Origin of the sequence: Microbaculum marinisediminis, from assembly GCF_025397915.1 — a bacterium.
Taxonomy (GTDB): domain Bacteria; phylum Pseudomonadota; class Alphaproteobacteria; order Rhizobiales; family Tepidamorphaceae; genus Microbaculum; species Microbaculum marinisediminis.
The window spans coordinates 179,614-194,882 of record NZ_JALIDZ010000009.1 but is presented as its reverse complement, the minus strand read 5'-3'; the positions used below and the strand labels follow the sequence as shown (position 1 = coordinate 194,882).

General features: G+C 61.3%; 14 protein-coding genes. 6 read left to right on the top strand and 8 right to left on the bottom strand.

Going from position 1 to position 15,269, the window contains the following annotated elements; translation table 11 throughout:
* Nucleotides 1–4 precede the first annotated feature (4 nt).
* Entirely contained in the window at nucleotides 5–436 is a 432-nt protein-coding gene (gene aroQ, locus MUB46_RS19155) for a type II 3-dehydroquinate dehydratase (RefSeq protein WP_261617565.1), read from the top strand.
* A gap of 435 nt (nucleotides 437–871) precedes the next feature.
* Here aroQ and MUB46_RS19150 read toward each other — a convergent pair whose 3' ends face one another.
* The 4 genes from MUB46_RS19150 to MUB46_RS19140 all read right to left on the bottom strand — a co-directional run bounded on the left by MUB46_RS19150 (nucleotide 872) and on the right by MUB46_RS19140 (nucleotide 5,882).
* On the bottom strand, nucleotides 872–2,791 hold the full coding sequence (locus MUB46_RS19150; RefSeq protein WP_261617564.1) for a TRAP transporter permease: 1,920 nt from the start codon (nucleotides 2,789–2,791) through the stop codon (nucleotides 872–874).
* Entirely contained in the window at nucleotides 2,788–3,810 is a 1,023-nt protein-coding gene (locus MUB46_RS19145; protein ID WP_261617563.1) for a TAXI family TRAP transporter solute-binding subunit, read from the bottom strand. Before MUB46_RS19145 ends, MUB46_RS19150 begins: the two co-directional genes overlap by 4 nt.
* Complete coding sequence (locus tag MUB46_RS24400) at nucleotides 3,698–4,477, bottom strand: aldehyde dehydrogenase family protein (protein ID WP_425256288.1); 780 nt, start codon at nucleotides 4,475–4,477, stop codon at nucleotides 3,698–3,700. Before MUB46_RS24400 ends, MUB46_RS19145 begins: the two co-directional genes overlap by 113 nt.
* Before the next feature lie 121 nt (nucleotides 4,478–4,598).
* The gene (locus MUB46_RS19140) at nucleotides 4,599–5,882 is read right to left on the bottom strand and encodes a Rieske 2Fe-2S domain-containing protein (protein ID WP_261617562.1); all 1,284 of its coding nucleotides are present in this window, start codon (nucleotides 5,880–5,882) and stop codon (nucleotides 4,599–4,601) included.
* A gap of 111 nt (nucleotides 5,883–5,993) precedes the next feature.
* Here MUB46_RS19140 and MUB46_RS19135 point away from each other — a divergent pair, with 111 nt between their 5' ends.
* Genes MUB46_RS19135 through MUB46_RS19120 form a run of 4 tightly spaced genes read left to right on the top strand, consistent with a single transcriptional unit; the run spans nucleotide 5,994 to nucleotide 9,575 of the window.
* Nucleotides 5,994–6,938, top strand: coding sequence for a PDR/VanB family oxidoreductase (locus MUB46_RS19135; protein WP_261617561.1), 945 nt, complete (start codon nucleotides 5,994–5,996; stop codon nucleotides 6,936–6,938).
* Nucleotides 6,928–8,091: a Gfo/Idh/MocA family protein gene (locus MUB46_RS19130; RefSeq protein WP_261617560.1), complete on the top strand. Its 1,164-nt coding sequence runs from the start codon at nucleotides 6,928–6,930 to the stop codon at nucleotides 8,089–8,091. Before MUB46_RS19135 ends, MUB46_RS19130 begins: the two co-directional genes overlap by 11 nt.
* 23 nt (nucleotides 8,092–8,114) lie before the next feature.
* Entirely contained in the window at nucleotides 8,115–9,104 is a 990-nt protein-coding gene (locus MUB46_RS19125; protein ID WP_261617559.1) for an ABC transporter substrate-binding protein, read from the top strand.
* A 9-nt stretch (nucleotides 9,105–9,113) separates the two neighbouring features.
* Nucleotides 9,114–9,575, top strand: coding sequence for a hypothetical protein (locus tag MUB46_RS19120; protein ID WP_261617558.1), 462 nt, complete (start codon nucleotides 9,114–9,116; stop codon nucleotides 9,573–9,575).
* 13 nt (nucleotides 9,576–9,588) lie between these two features.
* Here MUB46_RS19120 and MUB46_RS19115 read toward each other — a convergent pair whose 3' ends face one another.
* Nucleotides 9,589–10,131, bottom strand: coding sequence for a MarR family winged helix-turn-helix transcriptional regulator (locus MUB46_RS19115; RefSeq protein WP_261617557.1), 543 nt, complete (start codon nucleotides 10,129–10,131; stop codon nucleotides 9,589–9,591).
* 184 nt (nucleotides 10,132–10,315) lie between these two features.
* On the opposite strand from MUB46_RS19115, the gene MUB46_RS19110 reads away from it, so the two are divergent.
* Nucleotides 10,316–12,094: a thiamine pyrophosphate-binding protein gene (locus MUB46_RS19110; RefSeq protein WP_261617556.1), complete on the top strand. Its 1,779-nt coding sequence runs from the start codon at nucleotides 10,316–10,318 to the stop codon at nucleotides 12,092–12,094.
* A 27-nt stretch (nucleotides 12,095–12,121) separates the two neighbouring features.
* On the opposite strand, the gene MUB46_RS19105 is transcribed toward MUB46_RS19110, so the two are convergent.
* Genes MUB46_RS19105 through MUB46_RS19095 form a run of 3 tightly spaced genes read right to left on the bottom strand, consistent with a single transcriptional unit; the run spans nucleotide 12,122 to nucleotide 15,230 of the window.
* Entirely contained in the window at nucleotides 12,122–13,045 is a 924-nt protein-coding gene (locus MUB46_RS19105; RefSeq protein ID WP_261617555.1) for a fumarylacetoacetate hydrolase family protein, read from the bottom strand.
* A 5-nt stretch (nucleotides 13,046–13,050) separates the two neighbouring features.
* Nucleotides 13,051–13,737 carry a TetR family transcriptional regulator gene (locus MUB46_RS19100; protein ID WP_261617554.1) on the bottom strand — a complete coding sequence of 229 codons (687 nt, stop codon included), beginning with the start codon at nucleotides 13,735–13,737 and terminating at the stop codon, nucleotides 13,051–13,053.
* A complete protein-coding gene (locus MUB46_RS19095; protein ID WP_261617553.1) occupies nucleotides 13,734–15,230 on the bottom strand; it encodes an amidohydrolase family protein in 1,497 nt (498 codons plus the stop codon). Before MUB46_RS19095 ends, MUB46_RS19100 begins: the two co-directional genes overlap by 4 nt.
* Nucleotides 15,231–15,269 lie beyond the last annotated feature (39 nt).

The window sequence follows — 15,269 nt, the reverse complement described above, 5'->3', positions numbered from 1 at the left end:
CGCGATGACGAAGCCGATCTACGTACTGAACGGGCCGAACCTGAACCGGCTCGGCACCCGAGAGCCCCGCATCTATGGCTCGGCGACACTCGCCGACGTCGAGGCGATGTGCCGCGCGGAGTTGCCGGACAGGCCGATCGAATTCCGGCAGTCCAACCATGAGGGACAGCTGGTCGAATGGGTGCACGAGGCGATCGATTTCGGCGCCGGCATTGTCATCAACCCTGCCGCCTACACCTTCACGTCGATCGCGCTGTTGGATGCGCTGAAGATGTTCGAAGGGCCGATCATCGAGGTCCACCTCTCCAACATTCACCGGCGCGAGTCCTACTATCACCATTCCTACGTATCCAAGGTCGCCACCGGTGTGATTGCGGGACTTGGTGCCGATGGATATCGGTTTGCGCTCAGAGCCGTTTCAAACGCCCTTGCCTAGTCGGTGTCGGAATTGAGCTTTGCAGCCGGACGAAGTAAATCCGACACAAGGTGAGTCGCGAAATATTATTACTGAGACGGCAAGGCGTCAGCCGTGGTCGTTCGAGGGCGTTGCTATGAACGACGGTTCTTGATGCTCTGTTGTTCTGAACGTAACCGCGGGGGCAGCCTGTTTCGCTGAAGCGGATTGCCTCGTGATTTGACGGAGCGCTCGGCCATAGTTGGCAGGGCGGCGCGCGGAATTCCCGGTTGCGTGGCGACTATGACTGAAGCGCGAATGGACCTGATCGCTATCCGAGTAGAGTTCGCTGTTCTGGGTCGCGTGCTGAAGGTTCTGCAAATTTGCTGGGAGCGGCGGTCATGGACGGCTGAGCACAGACTACCGAAGGCAGGCTGGTTTCACGAACTAAGGCCACTTTTCGAGATCGGAACAATACTATTCACCAGGTGCTGTTTCGGGGGCAGGGTTGTTTCTCGACTGAATGTAGAGGAAGGCCATAATCCCGACGGTTAGTGTGCTCCCGATGAGCGCTACGAGCATGTTCGGCGCGACAGCCGCGGTGGCTCCCGCAACGAGAGCGCCGCGCATTGGCCATGCCGTGACTCCGCTTCTACCCAGCTTGATCCACTCAAATGAAACCGCAATAGCGCAGGCGGCGATTGCACCACCGGTTGCGACACGGGCGATTTCGAAGGCGGTTCCCTGACCGAGGATCGCCGGGTTCCAGATGAAAACAAATGGTAACAGGAAGCCGACAGCGGCGAGCCGCATCGCGTCAAACGCGATAACGAATGGATCCTCGTCCGCAATTGCCGCTGCAGCCAAGGCGGCGACCGCAATTGGCGGCGTAAGCGCCGACAAGATGGCGTAGTACAGCAGGAACATGTGGCTTTCGAGGACTGGGTAACCGATCTTGGTCAGCGCAGGCCCGACCAGGACGGCAGCCAAAATGTAGGCCGAAGGGGTCGGCATCCCAAGCCCAAGGATGATGGTGACCACTGCCGCAAGCAGCAGCGTCATGATCGCGGTGCCTCCCGAAATTTCAATGATCACGCTAGCGGCCTTCATGCCGAGCCCGGTCATCGAGAGCCCGCCAATGACGAGCCCCGCGGCAGCGCAGGCGCCCGCGACGGGAAGGATTCGGAGTGTTGTCTCCCCCAGGGCCTCGACGATCTGCCATGGCGTCATACGCGTCTTCTTGGTGAAGAATGTACCGACGATGACAGCGAAGGCACCGGCTCCGGCGGTAAAGACCGGAGAGTAGCCGGCCATCAGAACACCTATGATGACAGCAATCGGTATCAGGAAAGGCCAACCCAAAGCGAAAGTAGAAGCGAGCGTGGGAATGGCGTCGGAATACGGTTTGAGGTCTTCGCGAACCGCGCGCAGGTGCACCTGAAGAAATACGCCAACATAGTAGAGGAGTGCGGGTATGAGGCCCGCATAAACGATCTCTCGGTAGGGGGTCCCGGTGAACTCGGCGAGAATGAAAGCGGCCGAACCCATAATTGGTGGCATGGCGCTACCGCCCGTCGATGCCGCCACCTCAACGGCGCCGGAGAAGCGCTTGGAGTAGCCAAGACGCTTCATGATGGGAATCGTGATCGATCCGGTCGCCACTACATCCGAAGTCGGGCTGCCCGACATCGTGCCGTATAGGCCTGAGGATATGACTGCGACCTTCGCCGGGCCTCCTCGGCTGTTTCCCGTTGCAGCTGACGCGATGTTGAAGAAGAAGTCGCCACCGCCGGCCTTCGACAAAAGGGTACCGAACATCACGAACAGGAAGACATAGCTTGCGACGACCTGGATCGGGACCCCGAATACGCCGTCTGTTGTGAACACGAGAATATCAAGCAGGTAGGTGAACTCGGAGATGCCGTGGCCGAATGGCGGTGGTAGCAGGTATCCAAACCAATTGTAGAGCAGGAAGAGCGCTACGATCCCGGTCAGCGCCGCGCCGGTCGTGCGCCGCGTTGCCTCGAGGGTAAGAAGCAGGATCGCTGTGCCGAAGAAGAACTGCGGACCGGTGAACGGATCAAGGAGGGTGATCCGGTCGGAAATCTCGCCCGCATTGACGAAGAAGAATACACCCGACGCCAGACTCAACCCCGAGAGAGTCCAATCAATAATCGTCGGATTGTCGGGGGCAGAGGGGGAGTGTCCTATAACCAGGAAGAGGAGCGTCAGGATACCCGACACAAACAGGATGCCGAGGACCAGCGGGTCCGAGATAACGAAAAGGTTGGCGTAGATAACCCAACAGGCAAAGGCGGCTGCGATGCCCGTCAGTGTCCGCGCCGGCGCCCCCTTGAAGGCGCGCCGGCGTCCCGTCGCAACGAGGGAAAAAGTCACTCGATCAGGCCCGCTTCCTTGTAGACCTTGGCGGCGCCGGGGTGGAACGGCAAGACGGTCTGGCTCACCATCAGTTCCGGCGAAAGTTGCTTCATCGCACCGTGAACCCCGCGAATTTCGTCGATGTGCTCGAGGACGCTACGGGCGAGAGTCTCGGCCACCGCTTCGTCCATTGCGTCGGTTGCCACCACCATGGCACCGAGCGCCATGGTGTCTATGTCACCCGTCTGTTTTGAGTAGCTGCCGGCGGGGATCGTATAGGACGATGTGCCGAACTGTTCATTCGTCGCGGCGATGACGTCCTCAGGAATTTCAAGCAGAACCACGTCGGTATTCTCATCGATCGCCCGGAACGATGAGTGGCCGATGAAAATGCCATTTGTGGCCATGGTGATCCGCCCGTCCTGCATCAGATCGCCCTGCTCGTTCGCGCCGGCGCGAACAAAGGAGCCACCATTCGCCTCGAGCGTGGCTTCATCGAGTCCTGCTGCCTCGAGCATGAAAAGTGCAACGTCGCCGGTGATGTTGCCCGAACGGTTTATGCCGATGGTGAGAGGCGCACCGGACGATGCGAGATCGTCGAGGCTGTCGATACCGTATTCGTCGGCAACCGACTTCTTCAGGAAGAAGTGCATCGGCGCCCAGTTGTACATGTAGCCGATGGCTTGCAGGTTCGTGACCGGCGCTTTGAATGGCTCCTGTCCCGTTAGTGCGAGCTTGACTTCAGCATCGTGTACCAGGCCCAGGTCGGATCGGTTCGTGGCGAGAAGTCCGATGTTGGCGAACCCACCCCCAGTTGCCTGGTAGGTGATTACGTTGTCCGGATTCTCGGCCTTTGCGGCACGATCCAATCCTGCGCCTAGAAGCGACCACAGCCCACCCGGGTTCCCGCCCGAAAGGGTCAGGTCAATGGACTGAGCCTGCGCGCCTCCGGCCGCCATTGCCAATCCGAGCGCGATCACGATTGACCTTAACTTCATGGTATCCTCCCTCTTGCGATTTTTCGTGAGTATTGGCATCGCCGGCCTCTTCTTTGGGAGGCGACGATCGTAACCGTCCTGGAGCCCGTTTAGGGGGCCATTCGCTCGGACAGTCTTCCGGTCCCAATCCGGATTGCTTGACACCTCCGAAGGGGGCGTCGGGGTCGCTGGCGCCATCGATCCAGGCGCCGTCAGCGTCGCCGTGGCGCAAGCGGCGCACGGCTGTATCTACTCCGCGTGTCCATATCGATGCTTTGAGACCGGCCCCCAAGGCGTTGGCGATTGGCCACTCGTTGACGCCGCGCACGTTGTCGGACTGCGTCTGGCTCGGACCGGAACCCGACCTTGTTTCCACCTCTATAGGGGCGCCAGGCTCGAAAGCCTGGGCCTCCGTCCGCACAACGCGCTCGTGATGCGTGGCGCGGACGAGCGTACGGCCTGATGAGCCACGGGATTTCCCGTCCGTCCGTCCAGGGGGCGTGCCCTTGACCGCGCCGCCGATCGCTTGTTCCGGATTCGTGTCCTGGCGGGAGACGGGAGCGGTCGTGCCGGCGAGTTCGCGTTGGGTACGAAGGCGTCCAGCCGACCGCGCCGATATCGCGAGCGATGCGTCGCAACTCTCTCGCCAATTGCTGGCAGCGACCCGTCCCGATGGGACCGACGCAATCGGGACCGGCTTGCCTGCCAATGACTGGCCGTCCGGCATATTTCCTCCCTTGCCGCGACACCGCTTCGCATTGTCCGTGCGATGTCGCTATATTTTATTCTTAGATATCTATCTTTTTTTAGCGGTGGTGTTTTGTCAAGAACAACTGTTCGGCGCCTCGTCACTCCGCTGCGGAGACGCGCTGCACTTCCTCTCCCAGCGTCCGCCAATCGATCTCCTTGGAGAAGACGCCTTCTTTTGAGGAAATGGAGGTGTGCGGCACGCGTGGTTCTTCGGTGCCGATCGCGGCCCCACCCTCTGCGACGCGCCTGGCGGCATCGCTCATAAGACGTCGAAATTCAACGATCGCCAGGTCGGATGCTCCGAGAAGGTCCGACGATCGGTCCACCCTGGCGCCCATGGAAACCCACATCGCGATGTCCTGGTTGGGGATGCCGCGGATGCCAGTGAAATTTCCAAGCTTCATCATCTGGCGGTCCTGGAGGAAATTGTTCTCCAGGGTCCGGCTCGGGCGCCACCTCTCGTCGAGATCAATGCCAGGGCGCGCATGGTTGAACTTCCGCCATTCCTCCGTCGACGGACATGCTTTGCCGCCCCACGCGATGAAGTGGAAGAACGAGGTTTCGTCGTCGATGGGCACGATCACAGTCGCGACGTTGTAATTGTTGTTAGGCGGAATGAGGGATGTGAAAGGCGCGATATATTCTGTGATCCGCAGGTAGTTGTGGGTCCCGGCGTTCTTGATCGGTTTCCGAATGGCCGCGTAGTGGAAGCCGTAGGACGTCGTCTGCGTCTGCATCCTGGGAGACTTGTCAGTGGAAGGCCGGTACCACGACTTTTCGTCGGCCGAGGCGCCCTCAACTCGCGCCGGCTTCATGTCGGAGGAATGCAGCGATGACGAATGGGCACTGTCTATCTGGCCCTCTGTTATCTGTGCCCAGTTGGCGGGAATGCGGATCTTCAGGATGGATACGGGCGTGCCCTCGGTTGGCGCGAACGCAGGAGGCTGGAACTCGGGTGCTTCCCTTTCCGTGTCTAGCCAGGCCCAGACGAAGCCGCCCCATTCCTTAACCGGGTAGGCACGATGCTTCACCTTGCCATGCAATGGCGATTCCTCCGGCTCCGAGGACATCGCGACGCAGTTCCCGTCCACGTCGAACTTCCAGCCGTGATAGAGGCAGCGTAGTCCGCAGTCTTCGTTCCGCCCGAGGACCAGTGACGCTTTCCGATGTGGGCACAGTTCATCGAGAAGACCGACACGCCCTTCGGTGTTGCGGAAGCAGACGTAGCTCCTGCCGATAGCCTCGACCCGCAGTGGCGCGCCGTCCGGTTCCGCCACCTCTTCGATCAGGCATACCGGCGTCCAGTGCTGCCGCATCAGAACACCCATCGGGGCTTCAGCCTCGACCAATGTAAGCAGATCGTTCTCTTCGGCTGTAAGCATTTCGACCCTCCAGTTCTACATGCCGGCGTCCTCCCCTTCCGGGTAGGCAACTTGACGAAAACCTTAGATATCTAATATCAAATCAGTTCAGGGATCAACAAGAGGCAGGAAATGGAACGTCCCGAAGATCGGATGGCGTTGAAAGTGATCTCGCGAAACCAACTGACGTCCGACATCTGCGAGTTCACGTTGGCGGGGGAGGGGGGGGCAGCGCTCCCGCCCTTCACGCCGGGCGCGCACATCACCGTCGAAACCCCGAGCGGCGCGATGCGGCGTTATTCTCTCCTCAACGAAGGCGAGGCCCCGGAAACCTATGTGATAGCGGTCAAGCGAGAGGCGAATTCCCGGGGAGGGTCTGCCTCGATGCACGACGACGTGCACGTGGGCACGGCGTTGAACGCCGAACCTCCGAAGAACGAGTTCGCGCTGGTGGCTGCGCCGAAGTATCTCCTGATCGCAGGCGGAATCGGCGTTACCCCGATCCTTTCGATGGCCCGCGCGCTTTCTCAGGAAGGAACGGCCTTCAGCATGATCTACTGCACGCGATCGGCCAATGAGACCGCGTACCTCGATGAATGCAGAGGCTTTCCCGGCGCGATCGTCCACCATGACAAAGGCGAGCCCGACAACTTCTACGACTTCTGGGAACATTTCGAAGAGCCCGGACCTGAACACGTCTACTGCTGCGGCCCCGCACCTTTGATGGAGGAGATCAAGGCCGTTTCCGGCCACTGGCCGGAGGGGCGCATTCATTTTGAGGACTTCAAAGCGGCCGAGGTTGTCCGGGAAAACGACGTTCCCTTCAAAGTGACGGTCGCGAGCACAGGCCGGACGATCGAAATCCCTGCCGATCGGTCAATTCTGGAGGCGCTTCGCGATGCCGGCGAGGCAACCGTCAGTTCCTGCGAGAGCGGGACGTGCGGGACATGCAAATGCAAGCTTGTGGACGGGGACGTGGACCACCGTGACCTGGTCCTGATGGAGGAAGAGAAGAGCGATCACATCATGATCTGTGTGTCGCGTGCCAGGTCGGGGGGGCTCGTCATTGATCTCTGACCCGGTCCGGCTTGGCGTCGCGGGGCTCGGCCGGGGCTTCATGCTGACACTTCCGAGTCTGCGTTCCGATCCCCATGCGGCACTTGTTGCCTGCGCCGCCCCGCGTGAGGAAAGCCGAACCGCGTTTGTGGCCGAGTTCGGCGGCAAGGCGTATGCGACGGTGAACGAACTGGCACAAGACCCCAACGTGGAGGCCGTTTACATCGCCACGCCACATCAGATGCACCGCGAACACGCAGACGCAGTCGCGTCTGGCGGCAAACATCTTCTGGTCGAGAAGCCCCTGGCGATCTCGATGGACGACGCGGATGCAATCGTGGAAAGCGCAGCGCGGGCCGGATTGCATCTGATCACGGGGCCAAGCCACAGTTTCGATCAGCCGGTGCTCTTGGCCCGGGAAATGGTCGCGTCCGGAAAGTTCGGGGCGGTCCGCATGATCCACGCGTTCAACTACACCGATTTCCTGTACCGCCCCAGGCGGCCCGAGGAACTGGACACTGCGCAGGGAGGCGGTGTTGTCTTCAGCCAGGCCGTGCACCAGATCGACATCGTCCGTCTTCTGATGGGCGTCCGCGCGACACGGGTCGTGGCCATGACCGGAGCTTGGGATGCCGCCCGGCAGACGGAGGGCGCTTACTCCGCCGTGATCGAGTTCGAGGGCGGGCGTTTCGCATCGCTGACCTACTCCGGCTACGCCCATTATGACAGCGACGTATTGCAGGATGGGATCAGCGAACTCGGGCTTGAGAAGGTTCCCGCTACCTATGGGAGAAGCCGCAAAGCGTTGTCGCGCCTGACGTCGCCGGCCGATGAACCGAAGCTGAAATCGGGGCGGACCTATGGGGCGACCGACGCGCCTTCCCCCGCACCGCATGCTGAGCACTTCGGCCCGATGATTGTCAGTTGCGACCGCGCGGATCTGCGCCTGACTCCCAAGGGCGTGGAGATATGGGGCGATTTCGAGAAAAAGTTCGTCGCGGCCCCACCCGATCCTGCACCCCGCTCGCCGGTCTTACGCGCTCTTTATGAAGCCGTACGGAACGGTCGACCACCCACCCAATCCGCGGGCTGGGGACGGGCAAGTCTCGAGGTCTGCCACGCAATTCTTGAAGCCGCCCGCGCCGGCCGGTTCGTCGACCTGAAAAAGCAGTAATAGACGTTGATCGGAGGAGACCGTTGACCAAGCTGACCCTTTCAATCGCCATGGGCGACTATGACCGGACACGTCCTATCCACGACGGCAGGGTCACGATCGACGGCGTTACCGCAGTGACGCAGCTGTTGTCCCCCGAAGAGATGTTTTTTCGTGCCTTCCGCCACCAAGCCTTCGATGTCTCCGAACTGTCCTTTTCATCCTATTGCGTCAAGCGCGCGCGGGACGACTCGCCCTATGTTGCGGTTCCGGTCTTCCTCTCGCGGGCTTTTCGGCACTCCTCCATCTACATTCGGACCGACAAGGGGATCGAACGCCCCGCCGACCTGAAAGGCAGACGTATCGGGATTGCCGAGTGGCAACTGACCGCCAACGTCTGGGCGCGCGGAATCCTGGAGGATTACGGCGTCAAGCCGCGCGACATCAAATGGGTGCGCGGCGGCATGCACACGCCGGGTCGTCCCGAAAAGATCAAGATCGACCTGCCGAAGGGCATCGACATTTCGCCTGCGCCCGAGAACACATCGCTTGACGAGTTGTTGCGCGCTGGCGAAATCGATGGGTTCATCGGACCGCGTTCGCTTGCTTGTTTCGACGAAGGTTACCCGAACGTCGGACGGCTTTTCCCGGACGGCATCAATGCGGCATCGGAGCATTATAAGCGCACCGGGATATTTCCGATCATGCATGTGCTCGGTTTGCGGCAAGAACTGGCCGAGGCTCATCCCTGGTTGCCCGGCGCGCTCCTGAAGGCGTTCTCAGAGTCCAAGGCAGTCGCCGAAGCAGCGCTCGCGGATACGTCGGCCACGAAAGTCACGATGCCTTTTGTCGAAGATGTTCTGGCCATGGCGCGCAATCTCATCGGCTCCGAAATCTGGACCTACGGAGTCCCGGGCAACCGACACGTGCTCGAGACGTTTCTCGATTTGCATCATCGCCAAGGCCTGTCGCCACGCCGGCTGTCAGTCGAGGAGCTGTTCCATCCCTCTACGTTTGAGGCCTATTCGTTGTGAAGGGACACCATGGCTGATCAAGAGATCGAGACCCTGAAGCCGGCAGTGCCTTCGCCCGGTGACGTCATTGCGATTGAGACCGAAAAGGGCATGCGGCATGTCCAGGTGACGCACCACTGTTCGCCGTACCCGGACATTGTACGGGCCGTCCATCCGGTTTTCAGGTCTGGGGCCGCCGAAGATATCGCGAAGGGAAAGACGGCATTTACGGCGATGGTCGAACTGTCGGGCGCATTGCAGGATAAAGCAGCTCGGACCAAGTTGATTGGGCGGGCCTCGGTCCCGTCGGAGTGCCGAGAGTTTCCGACGTTTCGTCTCCCGATCCGAAACAGGGACGGAGAGGTTGTCTATTGGTGGGCCTGGGACGGAGAAGAGCTGCGCATCCTGCCGGATGCCGCCGATGAAGAGCTGCCGATCCGCGAGGTCGTGCCGATTGATGCTCTCCGCATGCGACTTGCAGAACTGGGCTGATTGAGATGCCGGACTATACCGCGGCGTTGCGTGTCGGCGGAACTTTCAGACCAAGAGCCTCGGCCTCGGCCTCGTCGTCGGCCAGATTGTTCAGGATCTGAACCAGCATATCGCGGAGCTGATCCTGCTTCTTCGCGGACAGTCCACGCAACGCGGAATCATTCGCTTCGACCGCCAGAGGTTCCAGCGTTGACTGCAGGTCGCGGCCCTTCTTGGTAAGGTATACGTGGTACTTTCGCTTGTTACCGCCCTGGGTGCGGCGAACTATGATGTCCATCTTCTCGAGCTTGGATAGCGCGGTGTGGACGGTCGGTTCGGTGAGGTTGGCGAGTTCGCTGAGCTCGCGCTGAGTTAGCCCTTCCTGTTTCCAGAGTATGCGCAGGAAAACCCACTGGCCGAAGGAAACACCTTGGTCGGCAAGACGACGACTGAGGGAGCGGCTAAAACCCCTGGCACAAAGCCGCACGAGATGTGCGATGCGTTCGTCCTTATAGGCCGGTAGACGGCCCGCTCTTCGGTCCGGAGATGCGCTAGCGCTGCTTTTCTTCTGAGTCATTCAATACGTTCCCACCGCCCCATTCGCATGTCCGCAGGGCCTTAAGATAACTAGCCGCCATTCCATTTGCTACACGCATTAGTTGTTGTTGGGTTTGAATTCGTGCGTGCATGCACGAACAAAGAAAGGCTTGACGGATACTTAGATATCGAATTTATCCAGGGTGTTGCGATAAGGTCGGATAATGAGCGTTTACCGCGACGATATCGAAGTGCCCGTGCCTCACGCCGACGGGGAGTTGTGGGGAAGCGATCTTCTCGCTGACATGCTTCGCGCACTCGGTTATCGCTACATTGCGCTGAACCCTGGTTCCAGCTTCCGCGGGCTTCACGACAGCTTGGTGAATCGCCTCGGCAATACGAACCCGAAGATACTTCTCTGCCTGCATGAAGAGCACGCGGTTTCCATCGCACACGGTTGGGCCAAGGTGACCGGAGAGCCGATGGCCGTGGTGCTCCACGCAAATGTCGGACTGATGCACGGCTCCATGGCGATCTACAACGCATGGTGTGACCGCGTTCCGATGGTGGTATTTGGCGCAACCGGGCCGGTAGACGCGCAAAAGCGTCGTCCTTGGATCGACTGGATCCACACCGCGCGTGATCAGGCTGCCATGGTGCGGCCTTATGTAAAGTGGGATGATCAGCCGGCCAGCCTCAAGGCGTCCCTTGCCTCGATGGCGCGCGCTGACGCGATCACGCGAACGGCGCCGCAGGCCCCAACCTACGTCTGTTTCGACGTATCCGTTCAAGAAGAAAAACTGTCGGTTCCCCAGCAACACCCCGATCCGGGATTGTACCGTGCGCCCGAAGCGCCGGCCCCGACAGAGGCCCAATTGACCGAACTCGAGGCACTGCTCCAGGCGGCAACTTCTCCTGTTTTCATGATGGGGCGCGTTTCCCGCTCAGAGGATGACTGGGACGCCCGTGTTGCGTTGGCCGAACGGTTCGGCGCGAAGGTGGTGACCGATATCAAGACGGCCGCGGCCTTTCCCACGGACCACCCGCTTCACGTCGGACCGCAATCCTTCTTCCTTGCGGATAAGCCCGCGCGCGCAATCGCGGAGGCCGACTTGATCATTGCCTTCGATTGGGTCGACCCGGCTGGCGCTTTGCGCCAAGCCGGCGCCGAGGGCACGCTTGTCAACGTTACTCTCGATCACCAGCTTGCCAATGGCTGGAGCCTTGATCACATGGCCCAGCCGGCCGCGAGGCTTCACATCGCGGCGCTGCCGGACACCGTTATCGGCGATCTCGTCATGCGCCTTGGACTCGACGGCTCCAGGCAGCCGCCGCCGGCGCCTCGAAACGCGGATGCGCCGCCCCCGCGCACCGGTAGTCTTTCGATGGATAATTTCGCCGCCACTCTCGCCCAAAGCCTGGCCAGCGAGCCCGTTACCCTCGTGCGCCTTCCGCTCGGCTGGGGTGGCGGCAGTTGGCATTTCCGGCATCCGCTCGACTACCTCGGGTACGATGGCGGTGCTGGCATCGGATCGGGGCCGGGCATGCTCATAGGCGCCGCATTGGCGCTCGAAGAAAAAGATAGAATACCCGTAGCCGTGCTCGGCGACGGGGATGTCATGATGGGCGTGTCCGCCTTCTGGACTGCGGCGCGCTATAGGATTCCCCTCATCGCGATCGTCTGCAACAACCGCTCATATTTCAATGACGAGGTCCATCAGGAGAGGGTGGCCGTTACCCGGTCTCGCCCTGTGGAGAACAAGACGATAGGGCAAGCCATATCGGGCCCGGACATCGAATTTGCCGCGATAGCGAGAGCGCAGGGCCTAGAAGCGATCGGACCTGTGGAAACGGACTTGGATCTTGCTGCCGCACTAAAAGAGGCACTTCTCAAGTTTCGAAATGGACTGCCGGTTCTTATAGATGCACGCGTTGATCCCGAGTATGCAGAAGCCATGGCGAAGGGAATGACCGAGACAGGTGGTCAGAAACACGAAGGCTGATCTGTCAGGTCGATGCTGTCTATCGTTCTAAGCCATGTGCCCTATTCGGTTCCGGAGGAGCCCGAGGCCTTCGATCTCGAGCTCGACAACGTCGCCGGCCGACAGAAATCGTCCGTGCTCCAGGCCGCATCCGTTTCCAACCGTCCCCGACCCGATCACCTCGCCCGGGTGAAGCGTTTCGTTCTTCGACACGTGCTCGACGATCCGCGCGAAGTCGTGATGCATCTCGTCCGAGCGACCACGCGACCAGACCTCGCCGTTGACGCGCGCGGTCATCTCCAGTCCGTCGGCCGGATCGACTTCGTCCGGCGTGACGAGCCAGGGGCCCAGCGCATTCGCCGTGTCGAAATCCTTGCCCTTGGCGGGGCCGAGGCCCGCCTGGATTTCGGAGAACTGGAAGTCGCGCGCCGAGAAATCGTTGAAGATCATGTAGCCGGCGATGTGCTTCTTCGCGTCGGCTCTAGAGATGTCGCGCCCGCCGGTACCGATAACGGCGGCGATCTCCAGTTCGTAGTCCAGCCGCGTTTCGCCCTTCGGCCAGCGTATCTCGTCCTCCGGTCCCGAAACGGCAAAGCGGTTGCACTTGTAGTAGATCGGCTGCTCGTACCAGACGGCCGGCACGGCGATCTCGTCCGGCGAGACCCATTCCGGGGCCAGGCCGAAGATATGGCGGTTGGCACGGGCCTGCCGGAGGTGCCTCTCGAACACCAGCGCATCGCGCATCTGGGCCGGCCGCGGCAGCGGCGCCAGAAGCCGGACGTCGGACAGTGCTATATGATCCGTCTCCCGCTCACCGGCGGCACGTGCGGCCTCCAGCGCTTCAGGGCCCGCCTCGAGCAAGGCGCGCATCGAGCGAAACGCGGGCCGGCTGTCGTCCAGCGCCACGATGCCCTCGTGCCGAACAACGCCGATGCGGATCGTATCATCCGCCTGGAAGGTCACTAGTTTCATAGGGGTCAGTCCGCAGTTGGGCCGAAAGCCGTGGTGGCGAAGTTGACGAGCTCCGCGCGAAGGGTCTCCGTGTCGTCGACCGAGCTCTGTCCTTCGGACAGCCGTTCGATCCGACCTCCGGCGCCCCGATCGCTCATCGTGAGGATCACTGCGCCGGCCATCATGTGATACCGCCAATGCACCTCCCGAACTTCGAGATACGGTGCGGCAAGGCACAGGACGGATATGAACCGCTTGGCAAGCGGATCGAGTTCCTCCTGCACGACGGCCTGGGTCCAGTGTGTCGGCGACAGCCTGTGCTTGAGCACCAGCTGAGCCAGCAATGTCCCGTTGCGCGGCGCATCGGCGCTGACATAGGCGTCGACGAAGACCTCGATGATATCGCGGATCGGCGGCGGGCCTCCGGCGATGCGGGCGTTTTCCAGAATGCGGTCCAGACCGGCGAAACGCCGCTCCGCGCTCTCTCGGGCGACGTGTCGAAAGACCTCGACGGACAGATTGTCCTTGCCGCCAAAGTAGTAGTTCACCGCCGCGACGTTCGCGCCGGCTCTTTCGGAGATTGCGCGGGTCGTTACGCGGTCTATCCCGTTTTCGGCAAACAGGGCGGCAGCCGAGTCGAGCACGCGGGCCCGGGTAACGTCGTCGCCCTTGTCGGCGCCCGTGCGGTTCGACCTCTGCGTGTTGTCGATCATGTTCTTTGCCCGGCCTGCTTCACTGCACTGCTGACCACGTTCGCATATGCGGCCGCGGTCTTCGCCGCCACATCGCGCGCCTGTTCCACGTCGGCCGCGATCTCCCCGAAGCTGTCGTTCAGGCGCTCTTTCAAGGCGTCGAGATCGGCATGAACGAGCCGTCCGTTCTCTTTCACGATCTTGCCTTCGACGAGAACCGTCGACACATCGCCAGGCCGCGATTGCAGCATAAGCATCGAGACGGGATCGGTCATCGGCGTCATGTTCGTGCCGCGGGTATCGAACAGCGCGATATCGGCGATTGCACCGACGCTCAGGCGCCCCACGTCGCGGCCCAGTTTCAGCGCGTCCGCACCGAACTCCGTTCCAAATCGCAAGGCGTCGCGAACGCTCAGGCTCACCTCGTCGGGGACGCGCCCGCGATCGAGAACTGCCTGGTTGTCGATGGCCCGGGCCGTCTGCAGCGCGATGCGCAGTTGGGTCAGCATGTCGCCGCTGTTCTGCGAGACGATATCGACACCGATACTGGGCGCGCCGCCGGCCTTCAGCAGGCGGTTGGTCACCGGAAATCCCATGCCCATCTGCATTTCCGTTTCCGGCGTGATCGACAATCCGCCCCCGCTCTCCACCACTCGCGCGATCTCGCGTTCGTCGCACATGTTCGCGTGCACATGAAGCATATCGGGGCCGAGCAGGCCGTGACGGTCGAGATCGGCGATGCCGTGCGGGGAGCCGAACGTTCCCACATGCAATGTGATCAGGGCATCGTGCTTCCGCGCGACCTTGATCTCGCTGGCCGTCTGATCCGGCTCGACAAGTCCGAATTCCGTCAGGGCCAGTCCGAATGTCAGGCGGGGGCCAGCGACGGCATCGAAACGGCGGACGACTTCCTCGGCATGAGCCAGCCGTCCCGCGTGGTCGGTGAAAGCCCTCGCGCGCGTCGGGACATCGTAGAAGCCGTAACAGAACACGCCGCGTATCCCGGCATCGGTCAGGCCCTGGATCGCGGCTTCCGTATGCTCGGGGCTGTTCATGATGTGGGAGTAGTCGCAGACCGTCGTGACGCCGGTGTCGAGCGCCTCCAAAGCGCCGACGAGATTGGCCAGATACACGTGGTCCGGCGTATAGGCTGTGGCGTAGCCGACCCTGATTTCCCTGACATAGTCGGTGAGCGACCAGTCCGCCGCCACGCCACGAATGGCCGTCTGCCAGACATGGCGGTGGGTGTCGATCATGCCGGCCGTGGCGATGGCGCCCTTGCCGTCGATGACGCGCGCGCCTGCAACGGCGATCTCCGGTTCAATCGCCGCAATACGACCGCCGACAATCAGGATATCGCTGGTGGTCGGCCGCAGGTTCGGCGCCGCGTCCGGCGTCGCGACGTAGGCGGACTTTATAAGAAGTTTGTCCAATCGATCGGTCCTTCCAGGGCGTCGGGGAAGCCTTCTAGGGTCTCGTACCGGATGGGTCAAGCAGTTGTTTGAAACATCCATTTGACATTCCCCGGCAGCCGGTATAGCGGATTGGGAAAT

What these genes read in the sequence shown, in the direction of transcription:
- MUB46_RS19110 (WP_261617556.1), top strand. Translation starts at nt 10,316, where the DNA reads ATGAGCGTTTACCGCGACGATATCGAAGTGCCCGTGCCTCACGCCGAC.
- aroQ (WP_261617565.1), top strand. Translation starts at nt 5, where the DNA reads ATGACGAAGCCGATCTACGTACTGAACGGGCCGAACCTGAACCGGCTC.
- MUB46_RS24400 (WP_425256288.1), bottom strand. Translation starts at nt 4,477, where the DNA reads ATGCCGGACGGCCAGTCATTGGCAGGCAAGCCGGTCCCGATTGCGTCG.
- MUB46_RS19120 (WP_261617558.1), top strand. Translation starts at nt 9,114, where the DNA reads ATGGCTGATCAAGAGATCGAGACCCTGAAGCCGGCAGTGCCTTCGCCC.
- MUB46_RS19095 (WP_261617553.1), bottom strand. Translation starts at nt 15,230, where the DNA reads ATGGATGTTTCAAACAACTGCTTGACCCATCCGGTACGAGACCCTAGA.
- MUB46_RS19100 (WP_261617554.1), bottom strand. Translation starts at nt 13,737, where the DNA reads ATGATCGACAACACGCAGAGGTCGAACCGCACGGGCGCCGACAAGGGC.
- MUB46_RS19145 (WP_261617563.1), bottom strand. Translation starts at nt 3,810, where the DNA reads ATGCCAATACTCACGAAAAATCGCAAGAGGGAGGATACCATGAAGTTA.
- MUB46_RS19140 (WP_261617562.1), bottom strand. Translation starts at nt 5,882, where the DNA reads ATGCTTACAGCCGAAGAGAACGATCTGCTTACATTGGTCGAGGCTGAA.
- MUB46_RS19135 (WP_261617561.1), top strand. Translation starts at nt 5,994, where the DNA reads ATGGAACGTCCCGAAGATCGGATGGCGTTGAAAGTGATCTCGCGAAAC.
- MUB46_RS19115 (WP_261617557.1), bottom strand. Translation starts at nt 10,131, where the DNA reads ATGACTCAGAAGAAAAGCAGCGCTAGCGCATCTCCGGACCGAAGAGCG.
- MUB46_RS19105 (WP_261617555.1), bottom strand. Translation starts at nt 13,045, where the DNA reads ATGAAACTAGTGACCTTCCAGGCGGATGATACGATCCGCATCGGCGTT.